This window comes from Methylomonas sp. 2BW1-5-20 (assembly GCF_052474515.1).
Genome location: NZ_CP184127.1, coordinates 756587 through 775364 on the forward strand (window position 1 = coordinate 756587; position 18778 = coordinate 775364).

An 18778-nucleotide genomic window follows, 5' to 3' on the forward strand; every position below is an offset into this window, starting at 1 on the left:
ACCTGCAGTGGTTCGCAGCGCTCTAAAGTGCCGCGGGCCTGGATTTGCGCGAAGCCGCCACCAGGGTCGCCAGACCTGAAATCATCAGCATCAGACCGCCGGGCAGCGGTACCTGACTGACGCTGAGAAAGGTCGAGCCGGGATGTGCCGAGTTGTTCAAAAAGCCATGCAAAAAATCGTTGCCCGAACTATCGTTTTTGCCGGTCAAGGCGATGACGAAAATTGAGTTGCCGCCGCTTATCCAGTCGTTGACGATGGCCGACACGTCGAATTGGACGTTGCCGAAACCGCTGATACTGGTCGAGGCCGCGGCATCGGCCGGCAGGATTCGGCTGTTGTAGAAACTCAGCCAGTCGGTGGTGCCGGATGGATTGGTATCATCGACGATGGCTGTTAACGGGTTGGCATTGACCGCGTGTGCCGAGACCAGAAACGGCGTTGCCGCGGACGCGTCGGCGGCAACGCCGCCCTCGACGCTTTGCAGGTTCAACAAGGCCTTAACCGGACCGCTAAAATTGCCGGCGAAATCGTAGTTGAAACTCAAGTACACGGTTTCGGCGCCCGGACCGCCAAATGGACTGTCGGTCGAGACGCGATGCAACTCGCGGTTATCGGTGTCGTAGCCTCTGACCCGATTACTGCCGGTGAAAAATGGGGAGGTCATCACGTCCTCGTCTACTTCAATGGTGGTGGCCCGAGCGGGTGCGGCGGCCAGGCAGGCCGCGGCCAATAGCGCCAGACTAGGTCCGCTGAGCCGGCGCGGTGCTTTGGCTGTGGTTTCGATATCCAGGGCCGGGCTGGCTGCGCGGAAGTTTGGAGAGCTGGGGTATGCAGATAATGCTGTCATCGGAGTATCCTTCTTATCGGTCAGATTAAGAGTCAGAACGCTCCGCTCGCCGGCAGCCGTTGTAACCAAATGCTTTGATTCAATACCGCGCCGCTCGTCGGCGCCCGGGTTGTTATGCAAGCCGGGTTTTCCCCGGCATTAGTGGCTTATCCAGCCCTCCGGCCCGTTCGGACCCATGATGTGCGGAATCATCAACGGGCAATCCTGGTACAACGGATGGCGGACTATGGTTACCGGATAATCGAAAATCCGCTGAATCAGTTCGCTGTTCAAGACCTGGCTTGGCGGGCCGACGGCGATCAGCCGGCCTTGATGCAGCACGGCGATGCGGTCGGCGTAGAGGGCAGCCAGATTCAGGTCATGCAGAATCGCCAATACCCCGGCGGCATTGGCGGCGGCGAAGCGGTGGGCGATAGCCAGTACCGCGTGTTGGTGGGCCAGATCCAGCGCCGAGGTCGGCTCGTCGAGCAGCAGATAACGATGCAGCGGGCCGCAAGGTTCCCAGATTTGCGCCAGCACCCTGGCCAACTGCACCCGTTGCCGTTCGCCGCCGGACAGCGTGGTATAGATGCGCTCGGCCAGATGTTCGGTGTCGGTCAGTTTAAGCGCCAGTCCGGCAATTTTTTCGTTGTCGGCATGGCTATGGCTGCGGCGGTGCGGACTGCGCCCCATCGACACGACTTCCAGGACGCTGAAGCGGAACGCCAGGGCCGATGTTTGCGGTAAAACCCCGCGCATCCGCGCCGCCTGCCGGGTATCCCAATCGGCCAGCGGCCGGCCGTTCATCAGCACGTTGCCGACCTGCGGTGCCAGTTCGCCGCTTAGGGTTTTCAGCAAACTGGATTTGCCGGCGCCGTTGGGGCCGACCACGGCCAGCACCTCGCCCGGATGCAGTGCCAGCGAGACGCCATCGAGCAAGGTTTTTCGGCCGATACGAACCGTGATGTTTTGCGCGGTCAACATCTCAATGCCCCATGATTTTCTGCCGAAACAGCAGCCAGACGAAGAACGGGCTGCCCAGCACGCCGGTAACGATGCCGATCGGGATTTCGGCGGGGGCGGCCAGGCTGCGGGCTAGATAGTCCGCGCAGATCAGCAGCAATGCGCCCAACAGCGCCGAACCCGGCAGCAGCCAGCGGTGGTCGGGTCCCATTGCCAAACGCAGCAAGTGCGGCACCACCAGGCCGACGAAGCCGATCACGCCGGTCAAGGCGACGGCGGTACCGACGCCCAGCGCCACCAGCGCCACGATGGCGGTTTTGATACGCTCGACCGGAAAACCCAGATGTCCGGCCTCGGCCTCTCCGAGCAGCAGCGCGTTCAGTGCGTCGGCCAGCAGCGGCAATAACAGCAGATTCAGCAACAAAAACGGCGCGCCCAGCATCACGCTATCCCAGCCGGCGCCGTTCAGGCTGCCCATGCTCCAAAAGGTCAGCGTGCGCAATTGATCGTCGTCGGCCAGATACACCAGCAAGCCGGTAGCCGAGCCGGCCAGCGCATTGATGGCGATGCCGGCAAGCAACAGCGAGCCGATGTCCAGCCGGTCGCCGCTGTCGGCCAGCCTGTAGACCAGCCAACTGACCGCGAAGCCGCCGGCAATCGCCGCCAGCGGCAGTAAATAATGGCCCAGCCAGAGGCTGAGCACCGAGAACAGGCTGTGTTGCAACACGATGACCGCCACCGCAGCTAAGGCCGCGCCGCTGGAGATGCCGATCAAAGCCGGATCTGCCAGCGGATTACGGAACAGGCCCTGCATCGCCGCGCCGGAAATCGCCAGCGAACTGCCGACCAGCAGCCCCAGCACCAGCCGTGGCGCGCGGATAGCCAACAGCACGGCTTGCTGTTCTCTGGCAAAGTGCCAGGGCAGGGCGATGCCGAATTGGTCGGCGACAATGGCCATGGCTGCTCCGGGACCGATTGTCAATGCGCCATGACCAAGGGCGAACAGGCTGCCTAATATCAACAATGCCGCCACGCCCAGCAACAATGCGGAACGATTCCAGACTGCCGGCCTCAACCGGCGTATAGCCGTCAGTTGCACTATCGAAACGGAAGATACGGTCATGGCTCTATCAATGTCTATGGTCGGCGACAGCCGGCAACTGGTGCAATTGTTTGGCAAAGTCCAGTGCGGCCTGACCGCTACGCAAGCCAAAGCCCAACAAACTCAGGGTGTCCATCACGATGACCCGCCGGTTTTGGCCGGCCGGGGTATGGGCGATGCCCGGCAGTTGATAAAACTGCTCCAGACCGCCAACGGCATTCAGCGTCAATTCGGTCAATAAAATGGCGTCCGGTGCCGCCGCAATCACCGTTTCGCCGCCGATCGGCTTATTGCCTGAAAAATCGGCCGCGGCGTTGCTGCCGCCGGCCAGCGCGATAATCGCGTCGGCGGCGGTGTCGCGGCCGGATACCAGCGGTGCGCCGTGCGAGACGGCCATGAAAAACAGTACCTTAGGCTGCTTGATGGCTTGGGCGCGCAATTGCGCCAGGCGGCTGAAGTCCGCATGGACTTGCGCCGCCAACCGTTCGCCCTCGACCGGTTTGCCAAGCACTGCGGCGATGTCTGCGATTTTATTGACGATGCCTTGCTCGGAATACTCTTCGGTCAGGGTTTTGACTTCGACACCGGCGGCGTGCAGTTGCGCGAGTACCGGCGGCGGTCCGGCATGGGCGCTGGCAATGACCAAGGTCGGTGCCAAGGACAAGATGCCTTCGGCCGACAGCGCCCGCATATAACCGACTTGCGGCAGCGCTTTGGCGGCTTCCGGCCACAAGCTGGTGGTATCGACGCCGACCAGACTGGCCTGGCCGTCCAGCGCATAGACGATTTCGGTCAAGGCGCCGCCGATCGAGACGATGCGAGCCGGGGTACCGGCCGCCGCCGGTAACGGCAGGCCTAGCGCGGCTGCGAGCAAGGCCGGCAGGCCGAGCCGGCAAAGTAATGGTCTGATTTTTTTCATAAATTTCGGATGATCAATTGCATGGTTTCATCGAATCGGACTGCATGTCCGGCAATTGTGGTTACGCCGCCAGGATCGGTTTTAGCCGTTGTCCAATCAGCCCTTACCGGTGAGTTTGAGAAGTGCCGAGGTGAAAACGGGCGGTTCGATCAAGTCAGCGCATCGGCGGGTTTTTCGGGTTGGCGTTCCTTATGGCCGACATCGTTGACATGGCGAATTTGTTCCAGATGCTCGCCTTCGATCGCGAAGGCCTTGGCGAAGCCCTGCACGAAACTGCCGCGTTGCGGACGGATACGGAACAGATGGAAGTCCTGCATTTTTTGTAACTGTCTGACAAAGGCGCCGAATTTTTCCTCGAATAGACCCAGGATCCATTCGAAAGCCTCGGTATCTCGGTCGACTTCCACGGCCGAGCAGTGGTAAGTCACCCGTTGCCTGGCGAACAAATGCGCGGCTTTGTCCTCGTCCTCGACGAACAGCAGGCAGACTCGGCCGTTGGTCAGCAAATTTTGCGTGTGGGCGGACAATTCGCTGACATACACGTAATAATCGCCGTCGTGTTGCAGATAGGCGGCGTAACTGGCCTCCGGCTCGCCGGCCGCGCTGACTGTGGCCATTAGCGTGGAGGCAAAGTTCTGCGGCAGTGCGGCATAGGCTGCTCTGACTTGTTCGAGATCGATGGTTTTATCGTTCATGGTTGTGTCCTAAAGTTTGGGTTTATCGGATGTTCTAAAAATGCCGTGGCCGGATGCCCGTGGAACGGGAAAGTCCATAGCAGCCAACGCTGCGGGCGTCGCTAAACAGGGTCTGTCATCGACATGGCTGATATTAAGTCGCGCCAAACCGCGCTTTCGCCTTCCGCTTGGTCATAGCTTCCGAACAGCGAAGCCACGGTCCCGTGGCTTTGATCGCGCAACAGCAGGCCAGTCAAATTGTGTTGCCGGTAAGCGACAGTGACGATGTCCGCGCTGGCGATCGCCATTTCGTTCAGATGCAGGTTGAACCTCTGATCCAGTACATTGAACCAAGGCCCGGTGATCCGCAGGTTTTGAATCGGGCCGTCATGCAATTGGATCGCAGCCCGATTGCCGACCAGGATTTGTATCGGCAGCATCAGTTGCGTCAATTGCGCCAACAGCTCGCGGAATAGTGGTAGCGCAATCCGGCCAATAGTGTGAATGTCCGGCTCGCTTTCGGTGCGGCCGCTGCAAAGCAACAGGCACTTCCAGTATTCCGGCAAGTCGTCGCGTTGGCGCAGGTCGCCGAGCGCCGGCTCGGTTTTGAAGGGCGGCAAATCAAGGGTTGGGGACTGGTCGTCGGCTCGGAAGGTATCGACCAAGCGCCGGTAAAGGCCGGCGTCGGATTGCTCGGTAAGATAAATCTTGTGAGCCGCTTCGCCGTCCGTGCCGAAAAATTGCAGGCTGTGGCGGGGACCGTGTTGGGTGTCTTCGGTAGCGGCGAAACCCGAATGCCAAACACCGGTCGACAGGCACAGCTCGATATTGTGTCCGGAAATCAGTATTACATTGCCGTAATGGTGCACTTTGTCGTAAAGCCCGGTTTTTTCATGCACGGCAACATCGTTGCGCGTCAGGGCCATGACCGGCCCCAGGCTGCCGACCGCGTCCAGCAGCATGGGCCAGTTTTCCCGCAAACGCGTGATTCGATTGCCGCAGCCGGTCGCCAGCAGTTCGGCTTCGCTGACGCCCAAAGTCGCCGCAGCGTCGCGGATACGCATGTGCGGATGGTCGGCGCGCAGTTCTTGCCAGGCTTGTTTCAAGGTTTCCGCGATGGATTCGTTCTGTCTAATCATGGTTTTTGCCATTTGGCTAAGCTCCGTAAATCGATAGCGATGTCCGCTTGCGGGACATCGCGACCGGAGGGCTTTGCCTTCGCGCCGAACTAGGCGGAACGCAAAGCCGTTTATCGGCGGGTGGTTTACGCCTGCAAACCTTTACGCCGACTCAATCCCAGCATGCCCATAAAGCCGGTGCCAAACATCCAGACTGCGGCCGGCAGCGGTACGCTGGAGACCGGTCCGCTGGCGGTGTTAGGTCCGATATCCAGCGCGACTTGGCCGAGGCTCAGGCTGGGTTCTTTGCTGCTGAATGTGAACACGTAGCTCGAGGCCGCTGCGGACAAATCCCAATAAGCCAAATACTGTATGAGTTCGACGTTACCGAACGAACTTGCGTAATTGGTATCGTCAAAGGTTTGCGCCGTGAATGTCGGCGCCACACCGTTTAACAGGATGCTTGAATAGTCGGCAGGCATGCCCCAAGTCTCGAATTGCAGTGCGGCACGCAACGGGCCGGCGGCCACGCTGCCGGCTATCGTGGCGGCAAACTTTTCCACGACGCTGAAACTGTACAAATTGCCCGAGCCGGCTGACGAAGGTGCCCGCGTTCCAGCCCAGATAGGCGTTGCTGGTGCCGGCGCTGCCGATGTCCGGCGCGGCGGTGCGGGTACCCGGATAAGAGCTGTCGACAAAGGAGTCCCATTCCGCATACAGAGTGCCGGCATCACCGCGATTCCAGCCGCCCCAGGCGGCTTCGGTCGGGGTGTCGAAGCCGTAGCCGGTTGCATAAGGATCCGGACCGTTGGTAAGGTCAGCGGCCGCGATGCCGGATACGGCCATTAGGCTGGCAATTAAAGTCAGTTTTTGGTTGATTTTCATGTTTTTGTACCTAAAGTTATTGAGTGTACGTATCTCTTCTCCGTGAAGACGATCCGTTGGTTTTGTCAAAAATAGCTTCCGCCGTTTCGGCCCCGTGCCGGCTATCCGCGATGCCACATTCCTTCGCGGTGGCGGAATTTCGAAATTTCATGGCGGTCCGCCGAAACCCTCGCGGTTGGCCTGCGGGTTTTCGGCCGCAGGGCGCTTGTCCTCGAAGTCCACGACATAGCGGTACTGTTTGCCGCAGTAAATAATCACTTCCTTCTGGCCGCGTTTCAGCAGCCGCATCTCTACGCGCATATCGCCGAAACCGTCGTGGCGCAGCAGATCGTCGAATAGGCTTTCCAATTTCTTTTTCGGGCTGTTTTGCCGATGTTCGTTAGTCATCAGATTCTCCGCTAGTAAGCGATTTTTAGAGTGACGCCGAGGTTGCGTCCGGGCCGGGAATAACGGTCACGGATGTCCGCGTTGGCGAACGGTCCAAGACTGCGGTGCGGATTGCTTTCCTGGGTGTCGACGTCTTCCCAGTCGATGTAACGGCTATCGAGTAGGTTGAATACGCCGAGATTCAGGCTGACGTGTCGGTTGACGTTGTAATAAGCGTTGAAATCGACGACGCCGTAGCCGCTGGTCAAATAACTGGCGTCGGTCGGCGCGGTGTTGGCTTGCTTTGGGCCGACCAGGGTCAGGATCAGTTCCGAGCCCCAGTCGCCCCCGGGCCGGTCGTAACGCAGGCCGAGCACGCCTTTCATCGGACTGATTTTGCGCAAGGCGATGTCGTCGGTTCGGTCGCTGCGCAGGTTGAGGCCGGCGGTGTACGAACCCGTCAACAACAGACTGGCTCCAGCCCATGCGGAATCCAGCCAATCCAGATAGAACTGGCTTTTCAATTCGATGCCCTGCATCCGGATCGGGTCTGTAGCGTTGACGGTTTGGAAGGTCAGATACTGGCAGCCGCTGCTCTGGTCGCAAATCGTCGCGTCGTACATGAAACGGTCGTAGTCGTTGCGGAACACGGTGATGTCAAACTGGCCGGCGCTACCCTTGCCGCGCAGTCCCACTTCGGCGCCGACGCTGGTTTCCGGCTGCAATTGGCTGTTGGGCAAGCTGGTATAGCCGAAGGTTGCGTTGGTAAAACCCAGGTTGCTGTCGCTGAAATTGGGGCCGCGAAAGCCGTGAGCGTATTGGCCGTGAAGGGTGAAGCTGTCGTTCAAGTGCAGCAGTGCGCCGAATTTGGGCAGGAAGGCGTTGGCGTCCTTGATGCTGGGTACGATGGAATCTTCGCCCTCGTCAACGGCTTGCGCGGAGGCTTTTTCGAACAAATAATCGCTTTGCGGCAGTAAACGGTAGTATTCCCAGCGGCCGCCGGGGATCAGTTCGATGCGCCGCTCGAACAAGCCTATCGTGTCCTGCAAATAGGCACCGGCCTTGGTAATGGTGCTGAGCGGAAAGTCGCGGACCGGGAACTCGTCCGGGGTAATTTTTTTAGTGACGGTCCCCTTACCTTGGGGGCAATCTTGGGATGGAGCGCCGTCGGGGATGCGCGGGGTTCTTGGATTATATGGCCTGCCTTGAAGGCAGTTCAGCGTACCGTCGCGTTGCTGCGCCACGCTGTTTTTGCTGATCTGGCCGCCGTATTGCAGGTCGTGTTCGCTGCCGGCGAAGGCGAAGTGTTTATCCAATCGCAGTTGACCGCCGAAGTCCTCGTTGTCGAAATCGAAAATCCGTTCGACCAGTTGATGGCCGTTGGCGCCGGAGGTCCGATCCTGGTTGGTGACTTGCCGGGTCGCCGAGCGTTGGGTGTAAAACTGCCACATCGCGGCGTCGAGCAGCGGCGTGTCCAGATGTTTTAGCGTCTGGTCCAGCGACAGGCGCCAGCGCGACTGGCCGTCGTCGGTTAGCATGCGGTAAACGAAGCGGTTGCTAATGTCCAGGTTCTGGCCGTACAGCGCATCGATGGCCGAGGTTTTGTGCATCCATTCGCCGCTGACGCGCAGCACATTGTCGTCATTAAAGCGGTACAGCAATTTGCCGAGCAGATTGTAGCCCTGATTGTCCTGCGGACTGGGCATCGTCCGGGTCCCATCGCGACTGTCTATGCCGCCGTGGTTATCGGTTTCGTTGCTGTGGCTGTGGGTGAACAGCAGCATGCTTTCCCAACCACCGACTGCGCCGGCCGCTGTGCCGGTCTGGACGAAGCCGTTATCGGTGGTGTTGTAATTCAGCTTCAGGCTGGTGTAATAGTCTTTACCGAATATCTTTAAATAGTCGCGCGGGTCCTTGGTGACGAAATTGACGGTGCCGCCCAGCGCGTCGCCGCCATAGATAGCCGGTCCGGAACCGCGCACGATTTCCACGGCTTTCAAGGCATCCATATCGACTGCGTTGCGGGTGGAGTTGGCGAACGAACCGATGTTGAAGCTATCCGGCAGCCGTATGCCGTCGACCTGCATCAGCACCCGGTTGCCGGCCAGACCGCGAATACTGAAGCCGGTGGAGCCGAAGCGCTGCGGATCACTGCCGACGTTTACGCCAGGCTCGTAACGGATCAGATCCTTGATGTTGCGCACCATGCGCTGCTCTATCGTTGCTGCGTCTATCGTCGATTCGGTGCCGGGAACGGCTTTTGCCGGCGGATGGTCGATTTTGGCTTTTACTGTGACGGGGGCTAGTTCCACATCCTCGGTTTCATCGATATTGTCTAATGCAGCATCGTCGGCAGCCTTGGCGGTCATCGTGCTTAGCAGCAACAGGGCGCAAATTGTCTGGCCGGCGAGCGGATAGAAACGGCTGAGTTTCGATGCGTTAACAACGGGGCGGCGGCCGGTCTGGTCACGCCGCGCACGAACACAGTAGTCCGCGCGGGGCTTGGTCAACCTAGGTCGAGCGCTTAAAGATAAAGGCATAGCGATTCCAACAGGCAGTGCAGTCTCAAATGCTGGCTGCCTGGCGCGAATGGCTAGGTGGCTATTTTGTTTGGTTTTGTAATCGCGGCTGAAGTCGCGCTTACGGGTATGGCCCTAAATTTAACGGGCTATGTGCGGCCGGTTTCGGGGTGTCTGACGCTTAGGCATCCTGCTTTGTTCGCCATTACAAGTCGGCAGTCCTTGCCTTGCCTAGGTCAGACATCCCGAAACCGGCCGTTATTTTCCTTCGTGTGGCCTTGGCTTTCCGTTATCGGCGGGAAAGCCAAGGCTTGCTTTACTTTTTGTCCGGTTCGGAAACGAAACCGATTTTACTGACCCCGGCCTTGGCTGCATCCGCCAGCGTTTCGGCGACAAAGTGGTACGGCACGTTCCGGTCGGCACGGATATGCAGTTCCGGCTGCTGCGCCGATTGTGCAATGTCCGCCAGGCGTTGATTCAAGACGGTGCGGTCGATTGCTTCCTGGTTCCAGAATAACTGGCCCTCGCCATCCACCGATAGCGCAACCGGATCGTCGCTGGGTTGTTGCGGTACGCTGCTAGCCTTGGGTAGGTCGATTTTCACCGCATGGGTCATCAGCGGCGCGGTGATCATAAAAATCACCAGCAGCACCAGCATCACGTCGATTAACGGAATCATGTTGATTTCGGCGACTGTATGGCCGCCGCCCTTGTTTTGATCGAAGCCGCCGAATGCCATTATTGTTCTCCGCTGGCGTAGGCCAGTTCCACGCCGGAGATTGCGGCGGCTTTGCTTTGTGACGTAGCGGCCGGATCGCTGGCGATAGTGGCACCGGTGGTTAAAAAGGCAAACAGGTCGTGGGCGAAACCGTCCAGTCGGGCCAATAGTAAACGGTTGCTGCGTACGCAATCGTTATAGGCCAGCACCGCCGGTATCGCTACCGCCAGACCTAAGCCGGTCATAATCAACGCTTCGCCGACCGGGCCGGCGATTTGGTCCAGACCACCCAATCCGCCTTGGCCGATGTTGACCAGGGCGTGGTAAACCCCCCAGACCGTACCGAATAAACCGATAAAGGGGGCGGTGCTGGCGATGGAGGCCAGCGCTGTCAAACCCCATTCCAGTTGCGCGGTTTCTTCGTCGATGACGCGGCGCATCGAGCGGGTCAGGAACTCGGTGGTCGAGCCGGCCTGTTGCAAGCCATGACTACCGTGGCGGGCGTGATGTTGCGACGCGGCCAGTGCGTGGCGGGTTAGATTTGAAAACGGGTCTGCCTGGGCGCCGTCGGCCAAGTGTCCGGCAACGTCGGTCAGTGTGTCGCTGGCCCAGAATTTCTGTAAAAACAGCTCGGCGCGGCGGCGGACCTGGATGCCGTTCCAGGCTTTGACCACGATGAAATACCAACTGGCTACCGACATGATCAGCAGCAAACTAAACAGGAAGGCGCCGACACTGTCGGTTTGTGCCAGGAAATGGTCGAGACTTTGATTGAGTGCCATGATTTATCCTTCGAGGGAGAATGAAACGGGAACCACGACCCAGGCGGAAACCACCTGTTCGCCGCGGCGAGCAGGGACGAAACGCCATTTTTGAACGGTTTCCTGGGCGGCTTGATCCAGGCGGTCGTAGCCGCTGGATTTACGCAGCGTGATTTGTTCGACCGCGCCGTCTGTATTAACCAGTACCCGCAACAACACCTTGCCTTGCTCGCCGAGTTGCCGTGAGGCGCTGGGGTAGGCCGGAGCCGGGTTGTTCAAATAGTCGGCGTTCAGGTTGGGCAAAGTCATTGGGGTCGATGCAGCCTCGCTGGTGCTGGCTGAACTGGATGCCGGGGCAGGTGCCGCCGCAGTGGCCGTTGGTGTGGGTTCGGCGCGCGGCGGATGCTGTGTAGGCTCGGGTGCCGCGATTGCTGCAGGCGCATTGCTGGCTGTCGCCAGCAGGTTCGGTTTTTTGACCGGTTTGGGCGGCGTTTTGGGTTTGTTGAGGTTTTTTTCCGGCTGCTTTTTGGCTTGCTGTGCCGGCGGCGTTGGCGGTGCTTGTTGAGTTTTGGCGTCGCCTATCCACTCCACCATGATCGGCTGCGGAGGTGTGACAGGCGCTTGCTTTTCGCTGTTCGGCATCAGTCCGAACCAGGCTAAATGCAGGCCGAGTGCGATGAGAAATCCCAGGCCGCGTTCGTTATATTCAGTTTTTTGTATCGTGGATATCGATTTGTAAGGCCCTTCGCTGGCTACGAGGCGCATGGGGGCCAGGCAAGCAAGCTGGCGAAAACTGGCGGTCGGTAACATACAGGCCTCTCGATTAACTTATCTGAAAACGATTGGCTGGCTACCGTGAGGTTGGCTGGCTGTTGTTGTCGGGTCTAGCGGTTTATTTGGTCAAAATTAATTTGCCGTTACTGGTAATGCGTAAGCGATATTCGTCGCCTTGATGTTCGATCACTATTTCGTTTTGCGCCCCGAACAGTAATTGGCTGTTTAGTCGCGGTCGGGCTTGGGGCAATTCGGACGCAGCCTCGGCCGTCGGCGAACGCGCTATTGGTTGGTTTGACGGATTTTTCATAGGACTAAAAATGTTGACGGATAAAGGCTAAAACCGATCAATGCGTTGCCGTTGGTTGTCGGCTAGCGGCTTTGCGCTCCAATAACAGGCCGGTAACGGTTTGCCAATGCTCCAATAATTGCAGGTACATATCGCGGCTGGAAGCACTATGTTCCAACTCCGGATGGCTGAGCAGGCGGCTCAATTGCTGTACGATCAGATGTGCCAACTTGGGGTTGTGGTGGCCGTTGATGAATTGGGTCATTAACAAACATGTCGCGGCATGTATTTGTGCCACATCCCGGCCATTCGCTAGGCTGATAGAGTTGTCTTCGAACATGATGACCTCGGGGGTTGCTAAGGGTAGTAAAAAGTTGCCGCACGCTGGATAACTTAGGAGGCTGTGCAGGTGCGGCAATGACAGTACGAGAGATGACTGTCGGATACAAATGATAATGATTATCATCTTTAAGTCAAGGGAAAAGTTCGGACAATTTTTAGCTGTGGATTTTTTTGGGGAAATCGGCGGTTTTGGAGTGGGCGAGTGGGAATGGAACAAGCTCAAGGACTAATGGCGGCAAGAGCCATAAGATTTAGTTTCGACGAGTTTGCGATAGTGGCTAAGACTTTAGCCGAGGGAGAGCAGAGAAGGGCAATCTGCTCGATTGCCCTAAGTGTAGCTGGATTGGTAGGTTAGACCCAGTCTGAGTCGTCGTCGCTAGCGTCGGGAAGGCTATAGTCTGCATCGCTAAGCGTATAGTCGTTGTCGTTGTCTTCGGTATTGGCCTGTTGGATCGCGTCGTCGCCGTAGTAGTTGTTGACGATGGTTTGTTCCGGCGCGGCCGTATGATCGCCAAAAGCCTGTTGTCCCCAAGCGCCGGAGTTACCGTGATGTCCCATCAGACTTTCGATGCCCTGGAACAAAAACGATCCGGCCACCACGCCGGCCGCGGTGGTGGCGACATTGCCCAAGAAACTGGAACCGCCCGCCCCGCCGCCGAAAAAGCCTGGGGCTTGCGCCGGAGCGCCTCGTGGTACTTGATAATTGCCGGCACCAGGTACCGTAGCGCTATTGCTTGCCGGTTGCGCCCATGGGTCGTTGCCCAAAAAGCCGCCACGTTGCGCGCCTGCCCCGTTTTGCAATTGGCTTTGCAAATCGGCGATCTGCGCTTTGGCGGCATTCAGGGCCTGATCCTGCAATAAAGCGCGCTGTACCAGCAAATAAGCGGCATCGGGCTGTTTGGCAACCGCATCACGGATCAGCGCTTCGGCTTCGGTATCCTTGCTCGGTAGCCTTACTTCGTTCAATTGGCTCAGAAATTGACTGAGTTGGTTGCGTTCCTGTGGATTCATCTAATTACTCCTGGTTATGAGCATGTAATCCGGCTAAGTGCCGGTGTTGGCAAAGACTTCGGCCCGTCTATAAAGTTTCCTTCGAAGTTGGGTATGGCGACGGTAGTTTCAATAGCGCCATCGAAATATTTAACATGAATTATTTTCTTTAAAGCTGCGCTAGCTAGGCATACAATCGCCGGACAGTACTATCCGATCCGCCGGATCGTCTATGCCGATGCCAGTGTATCGATTGCAGTTAAAGCTTGTAACCGCTGACCTCCTTTGGGCAGCTGGCTTTTTGATCAGGAGGTTTTTATGCGATTCCTTTGGATGATACTGATTGCGGGTTTAGCCGTTACCTTGCAGGCGGAAGAGCTTGCTAAGCCGGCTACACCGGTTGCCGAGACTAACGGGAGCGGCAGCGACAAGTTGTTGGGCCTGCCGCCTATCCCCATCCCCGCCGACAACCCGCAAACCCCCGCCAAAATCGCTCTCGGTGATAAACTCTTCCACGATAAACGCTTCTCCATAGACGGCACCGTCAGCTGTGCCAATTGCCACGACGACAAAAAAGCCTTTACCGATAATTTGTCCGTTTCGTTAGGGCATCACGGCTTGACCGGCACGCGTAGCGCACCGACTGTAATCAACGCAGCATTTTACCATTCGCAGTTTTGGGACGGCCGCGAGCCGAGTTTGGAAGCGCAATCCAAAGGTCCGTTTGTCAATCCGGTGGAGGGTGGCTTACCCAACCATCAAGCCTTGTTGGACATAATTCGCGCCGATGCGGAATATCAAAAAGCCTTCAAGGAGGTATTTAACGCCGCCGATCAGAAAGTGACGATCGATCATGTCGCCAAGGCTATTGCCAGCTTCGAGCGTACTTTGGTAGCCGGCAATTCGCCGTTCGACCGATTTTATTTCAAGGGCGATAAGACTGCACTTAACGAACAGCAGCAGCGTGGCTTCAAGCTGTTTCTGGAACAAGGCCGTTGCGTCTCTTGCCATATTATCGAACAGAATCAGGCCTTGTTCAGCGACAGCCGATTTCACAATATCGGCGTCGGTATTAATGCTGTGCAGCAAGACATTACGCCGCTGGTGCAAGCATTTCTGGAGGCGAAACGCAAAGGCGGCGACGTCGATAAAATCGTGTTGACCGATAAGAAATCTTCCGAATTAGGCAGGTTTGCCGTTAGCGACGCCTTGGCCGATATCGGTGCCTTCAAGACCCCGACGCTGCGTAACATTGCCTTGACCGCGCCTTATATGCACGACGGCAGCTTGAAAACCTTGAAAGAGGTCGTGATCCATTACAACAACGGCGGCGTGACGCCAGCCGGCGCCAAACCCAACGACTTTTTAAGTGGTGGCATCCGGCCCTTGAATCTGACCGACGCCCAAATCGACGATCTGGTGGCTTTCCTGCAATCCTTGACCAGCGCCCACTATGCTCAACCCACCGCTGCGGCGGCCAAATAAGGAGAGAGGTCATGAATATTATCAATAGCAGCCGGCGCAATTTCATCAAAACCGGCGGAGCCTTGGCTTTAGGAACCACCCTGCCGATCAGTCTGGTGGAAATGGCGTTTGCGGATACCGCGGAAAATTTCACGTTTGCCTATATTTCCGATGCGCATATCCAGCATATCAGCGGCAATCGTTTCGTACGCAATTGGGACCAGGGCTTAAAACGCGCAGTCGCCGAAGCCAATCTGTTAATGCCGAAGCCGGATTTTGTGATGTTCGGCGGCGACTTGGCGCAGTTGGGCAGCAAACCCGAGCTGGATCACGGCGCCGAGATCATGTCGGCACTCAGCCACAAAGTGCATTATGTGATGGGCGAACACGATTACTATCTGGATTTGGGGGCGTACTGGGAAAAACTGTTCGGACCGCAGTTTTACAGCTTCGAGCATAAAGGCGTGCATTTCATTGTGTTAAATAGTATCCGCACCTACGACGACTGGACTTACAAGCGTTGGCCGACCGCCGAACAACGCATGTCGGAAATGGCCGGGCTGGACAATCCCAACGGCTCGCCGTTCATGGTCGGCGAGGAGCAACGCAAATGGCTGAAGGCCGATCTGGACAAGGTCGCTAAAACTACGCCAATAGTGGTGTTCTCGCACTCGCCGCTGCAAAAAATTTACAAAGGCTGGAATTTCTGGACCGAGGATGCAGAGCAGATTCAGGCTTTGCTCAAACCCTTTGCCAAAGTGTCGGTGATCTATGGCCACGTGCATCAGATTCAGTACAATCAGATCGGTAACATCAGCTTCAACTCGGTAATGGCCACTGCCTGGCCCTGGCCGTATCCGTCGACTTATGCACAGGCCGAACAATATTTGCCTAAGTTAACAGTACCGATGAACCGGGCCGATCCGTTCCAGGAACGCGATGCCACTGGCTGGCAGTTCATCAACCTCGCCAGCGGCCGGGTCGATTTGAATTTTACCTTGTACAACAACAGCGAACGGTCGGTGCGCTTTAATCTTAAAAACAAGCACCCGGAAGACAGCGATTATCAAGCCGAATCCAGCCGGATTCCGCCGCAAAGCCACTATTGATCAGCGTAAAAGGAGAGCATGACATGAGAAATAACAAGCTAACACTATCAATGCTGGTTGCGGCGACATTATGCATAGGGTTTGGCGCTATAGCGCAAGCCGACGAATTTACCAAGGACGACGAACAGCGCTGGCAACAACAATTCATGGACAGCGTCAAGCAGGGCCGGGAACTTTGGACCAGCCCAACGCTGGGTAGTAACGGTGTAGTCTGCGCGCAATGTCACCCTAATGCCGCCAACACGCACCCCGAGACGTATCCGAAGTTTCAGAAGCAAATCGGTAAAGTCATTCCATTGTGGGAAATGATCAACTGGTGTTTGCGTAATCCGCTGGAAGGTCAGCCTTTGGTCGCCGACGATCCGAAAATGATCGCGATCCAGGCTTATGTCACCTATGAGCGGCGGGGGGTGAAGCTGGAGCCGGGCAAGCATTGATAACAGCCGTAGTTTAAGTTGGCTGGGTATAAGTATCGCCAGCCAACAGCTTAGCTTGTTCGCTTTAAGCAAAGCCGAATATAGCTGAATCGCTACTTTGAAACCGTGTGGGCAAGTTCCCCGCCGGTCTTGCATAGCGTCGATAAAATCGCCTATCCTGACCCGATAATTACAATTCCCATTATCTGTTTTAGGCACCGCTATGCACGTAACTCTGGTTCACGTCCACGTTAAACCCGAACATATCGACGATTTCATCGCCGCTACCCAATTAAATCATCTGGCATCCATTCAAGAGCCCGGCAATAAGCGATTCGATGTGTTGCAAACGCCGGAAAATCCCGGCCGGTTTATTCTTTACGAAGCTTATGCTTCCGCAGCGGATGCCGCAGCCCACAAACAAACCGCGCATTATTTGACTTGGCGCGATGCGGTGGCGGATTGGATGGCGCAGCCCCGGCAAGGTATTGCCTATAATGGCCTGTTTCCGGAAGCCTGAGCCATGATGCAACTTAAAGCTTTTTCAATAGCACGGCTACCGCGGATTCAATTCGGCCGCGGCCGGATAGCCGATGCGCCGGCTTTGGCCGCCACCTACGGCAGCAAAGCGTTATTGGTGACCGGTAAACAGTCGTTTTTCGCGACGCCGCGTTGGGGGCAATTTACCGAGGCATTGGCGGCCCGAGGTATGGAATGGCAACATTGCATTATCGCCGGTGAGCCTTCGCCCGCTTTGGTGGACGAAACCGTGCAGCGCTTTCTTGGAGAGGCTATCGATGTGGTTATCGCCATCGGCGGCGGCAGCGTACTGGATGCCGGCAAAGCCATCGCCGGTCTGTTGCCGAGCGGCGATTCCGTGATGGATTATTTGGAAGGCGTTGGTAAAAACAAGACCTATCGCGGTCCAAGCACGCCGTTTATTGCGATACCCACCACTGCCGGCACCGGCAGCGAGGCCACAAAAAACTCGGTGTTGAGCGTGCAGGGCTCGGAAGGTTTTAAAAAATCCTTTCGTGACGAATGCCTAGTGCCGGAATATGCCATCATCGACCCGGATTTGCTTGCTACCTGTTCGCCGGCACTGATTGCCGCCGACGGTATGGATGCGTTGACGCAATTGCTGGAGTCTTATGTGTCGGCCAAAGCCAATCCATTCACCGATGCGTTGGCTTGGAGCGGCATGGAAGCTGTGGAATCGGGTTTTTTTGCGGCTTGGCGCGGCATGGAGCCCGATGCCGGCGAGGGTAGGGCGGCCATGGCTTATGCCGCTTTATTATCCGGTATAACTTTGGCGCAAGTTGGCTTGGGTTCCGTGCACGGCCTGGCGTCGCCGCTGGGTGCGTTTTTCCCTATTCCGCACGGTGTGGTGTGCGGCACCTTGGTCGCTGCCGCTACCGAGGTAAATATCCGGGCGATGCAAGTCAGAGAACCGAACAATCCCGCACTGCAAAAATACGCGCAAGTCGGCCGCCTACTGACTGGGGATAAGCATAGCGACGACAATGCTGCACGCGCGGCGCTTATTGCGTTGCTGAGCCAGTGGAGCGATGTGTTGCAACTGCCGCGTTTGGGGGCCTACGGCATCAACCAGGACGATTTGCCCCATATCGTAGCCAACAGCCGCGGCAGCAGCATGCAAACCAACCCCATCGTATTGACGGATAAGGAGATCGCCGAGATTTTGCAGCGGCGCCTGTAACTTTGGCTTTATATCAGTAGAAACAGGGCCAAGTATTCCGGCTTGCGGTTTTGGGGTAATCGCCGTGAGCTATCCCCAGTCCGCATGCACCTAGTTTTATCTGGAATTGTTGGTATATTTAGTAACCGGGGCTGTTCCTTCTCTAAACAAGGTTGTTGGGGTTCATGATGAAATCCTCCGAGTTAAATGCGTTAACTCCTGAGCAGACCTTGCGCGACGCTTTGAAAGACGCAACCAACGAATATCACAACTGCTTGAATCAACATAGTCTGCTAGCCGGATTACTCCGACCTGACTATTCACTGAATCATTATCGCCAACTGTTAACGGCCTACCATCATCTCTATCGGACATTGGAAAGTCGATTGATAGCCTTCCAGGGCTCCCAAGCTGACCAATTTGACTATGCGCAACGCGTCAAACTCCCCTGGATTTGCCGCGATCTAGAGTTTTTCGGTATTGACTGTAATGGCCGGGAACACGCAGTAACGCAAATTCAGCCGGTGCCGGCGATCACCAGCATCGGCGCGTACGTAGGCATGTTGTATGTGATAGAAGGTTCAATGCTGGGCGGACAAATGATCGCCCGCAGTCTGGCAAAGCATCACGGACTGAGCCGCGAAACTGGAGCCTGCTTCTACCATGGCTACGGCGTGGAGACAGTTATTATGTGGCAAACGTTTCTACGGTTTGCCGAGACCCTGGCCGGCGATCTTCGGGAATGCTTGGTTGCAGAACAGGCGGCATGCCAGACTTTTCAAGTGTTTATCAATGTGCTGGACGCCTATGCGTACTCTTAAGCTAAAAGGCCTTGGACTGCGGT

Annotated in this window: 22 protein-coding genes; 6 read left to right on the plus strand and 16 right to left on the minus strand. The window is 56.9% G+C overall.

The window, feature by feature from the left end; genetic code table 11:
• Window positions 1-22 precede the first annotated feature (22 nt).
• From ACH50O_RS03455 to ACH50O_RS03530, 16 genes are all read right to left on the minus strand, one after another.
• The gene (locus tag ACH50O_RS03455) at window positions 23-847 is read right to left on the minus strand and encodes a hypothetical protein (protein ID WP_446810648.1); all 825 of its coding nucleotides are present in this window, start codon (window positions 845-847) and stop codon (window positions 23-25) included.
• A 138-nt stretch (window positions 848-985) separates the two neighbouring features.
• Entirely contained in the window at window positions 986-1810 is an 825-nt protein-coding gene (locus tag ACH50O_RS03460) for a heme ABC transporter ATP-binding protein (protein ID WP_446810649.1), read from the minus strand.
• 1 nt (window position 1811) lies between these two features.
• The gene (locus tag ACH50O_RS03465; protein WP_446810650.1) at window positions 1812-2912 is read right to left on the minus strand and encodes a FecCD family ABC transporter permease; all 1101 of its coding nucleotides are present in this window, start codon (window positions 2910-2912) and stop codon (window positions 1812-1814) included.
• 7 nt (window positions 2913-2919) lie between these two features.
• Window positions 2920-3810, minus strand: coding sequence for a heme/hemin ABC transporter substrate-binding protein (locus ACH50O_RS03470; protein ID WP_446810651.1), 891 nt, complete (start codon window positions 3808-3810; stop codon window positions 2920-2922).
• A gap of 149 nt (window positions 3811-3959) precedes the next feature.
• Window positions 3960-4505 carry a HugZ family pyridoxamine 5'-phosphate oxidase gene (locus ACH50O_RS03475; RefSeq protein WP_446810652.1) on the minus strand — a complete coding sequence of 182 codons (546 nt, stop codon included), beginning with the start codon at window positions 4503-4505 and terminating at the stop codon, window positions 3960-3962.
• Between the two features lie 101 nt (window positions 4506-4606).
• Window positions 4607-5623: a ChuX/HutX family heme-like substrate-binding protein gene (locus ACH50O_RS03480; protein WP_446810653.1), complete on the minus strand. Its 1017-nt coding sequence runs from the start codon at window positions 5621-5623 to the stop codon at window positions 4607-4609.
• Window positions 5624-5748: 125 nt separating this feature from the next.
• Complete coding sequence (locus tag ACH50O_RS03485) at window positions 5749-6084, minus strand: VPLPA-CTERM sorting domain-containing protein (RefSeq protein ID WP_446810654.1); 336 nt, start codon at window positions 6082-6084, stop codon at window positions 5749-5751.
• Entirely contained in the window at window positions 6017-6487 is a 471-nt protein-coding gene (locus tag ACH50O_RS03490) for a hypothetical protein (protein WP_446810655.1), read from the minus strand. Before ACH50O_RS03490 ends, ACH50O_RS03485 begins: the two co-directional genes overlap by 68 nt.
• A 147-nt stretch (window positions 6488-6634) precedes the next feature.
• Entirely contained in the window at window positions 6635-6874 is a 240-nt protein-coding gene (locus ACH50O_RS03495; protein ID WP_446810656.1) for a hypothetical protein, read from the minus strand.
• A gap of 11 nt (window positions 6875-6885) precedes the next feature.
• Entirely contained in the window at window positions 6886-9393 is a 2508-nt protein-coding gene (locus tag ACH50O_RS03500) for a TonB-dependent hemoglobin/transferrin/lactoferrin family receptor (protein WP_446810657.1), read from the minus strand.
• Between the two features lie 295 nt (window positions 9394-9688).
• Window positions 9689-10111, minus strand: coding sequence for an ExbD/TolR family protein (locus ACH50O_RS03505; protein WP_446810658.1), 423 nt, complete (start codon window positions 10109-10111; stop codon window positions 9689-9691).
• On the minus strand, window positions 10111-10872 hold the full coding sequence (locus ACH50O_RS03510) for a MotA/TolQ/ExbB proton channel family protein (protein ID WP_446810659.1): 762 nt from the start codon (window positions 10870-10872) through the stop codon (window positions 10111-10113). Before ACH50O_RS03510 ends, ACH50O_RS03505 begins: the two co-directional genes overlap by 1 nt.
• 3 nt (window positions 10873-10875) lie before the next feature.
• Entirely contained in the window at window positions 10876-11661 is a 786-nt protein-coding gene (locus ACH50O_RS03515) for an energy transducer TonB (RefSeq protein ID WP_446810660.1), read from the minus strand.
• A gap of 82 nt (window positions 11662-11743) precedes the next feature.
• Window positions 11744-11935, minus strand: a complete 192-nt coding sequence (gene hemP / locus ACH50O_RS03520; RefSeq protein WP_446810661.1) for a hemin uptake protein HemP — start codon at window positions 11933-11935, stop codon at window positions 11744-11746.
• A 37-nt stretch (window positions 11936-11972) separates the two neighbouring features.
• A complete protein-coding gene (locus ACH50O_RS03525) occupies window positions 11973-12254 on the minus strand; it encodes a hypothetical protein (protein ID WP_446810662.1) in 282 nt (93 codons plus the stop codon).
• A 353-nt stretch (window positions 12255-12607) separates the two neighbouring features.
• On the minus strand, window positions 12608-13267 hold the full coding sequence (locus tag ACH50O_RS03530) for a DUF2076 domain-containing protein (protein ID WP_446810663.1): 660 nt from the start codon (window positions 13265-13267) through the stop codon (window positions 12608-12610).
• A gap of 297 nt (window positions 13268-13564) precedes the next feature.
• On the opposite strand from ACH50O_RS03530, the gene ACH50O_RS03535 reads away from it, so the two are divergent.
• The 6 genes from ACH50O_RS03535 (at window position 13565) to ACH50O_RS03560 (ending at window position 18755) form a co-directional block, all read left to right on the plus strand.
• On the plus strand, window positions 13565-14731 hold the full coding sequence (locus ACH50O_RS03535) for a cytochrome-c peroxidase (protein ID WP_446810664.1): 1167 nt from the start codon (window positions 13565-13567) through the stop codon (window positions 14729-14731).
• An 11-nt stretch (window positions 14732-14742) separates the two neighbouring features.
• A complete protein-coding gene (locus ACH50O_RS03540) occupies window positions 14743-15819 on the plus strand; it encodes a metallophosphoesterase (protein ID WP_446810665.1) in 1077 nt (358 codons plus the stop codon).
• A gap of 23 nt (window positions 15820-15842) precedes the next feature.
• Window positions 15843-16256: a cytochrome C gene (locus tag ACH50O_RS03545; RefSeq protein ID WP_446810666.1), complete on the plus strand. Its 414-nt coding sequence runs from the start codon at window positions 15843-15845 to the stop codon at window positions 16254-16256.
• Between the two features lie 202 nt (window positions 16257-16458).
• Window positions 16459-16755, plus strand: coding sequence for an antibiotic biosynthesis monooxygenase (locus tag ACH50O_RS03550; protein WP_446810667.1), 297 nt, complete (start codon window positions 16459-16461; stop codon window positions 16753-16755).
• Between the two features lie 3 nt (window positions 16756-16758).
• Window positions 16759-17955, plus strand: a complete 1197-nt coding sequence (locus ACH50O_RS03555) for an iron-containing alcohol dehydrogenase (RefSeq protein WP_446810668.1) — start codon at window positions 16759-16761, stop codon at window positions 17953-17955.
• A 164-nt stretch (window positions 17956-18119) separates the two neighbouring features.
• Window positions 18120-18755 (plus strand): biliverdin-producing heme oxygenase, encoded by a 636-nt coding sequence (locus tag ACH50O_RS03560; protein WP_446810669.1) that lies wholly within the window; start codon window positions 18120-18122, stop codon window positions 18753-18755.
• Window positions 18756-18778: the final 23 nt, after the last annotated feature.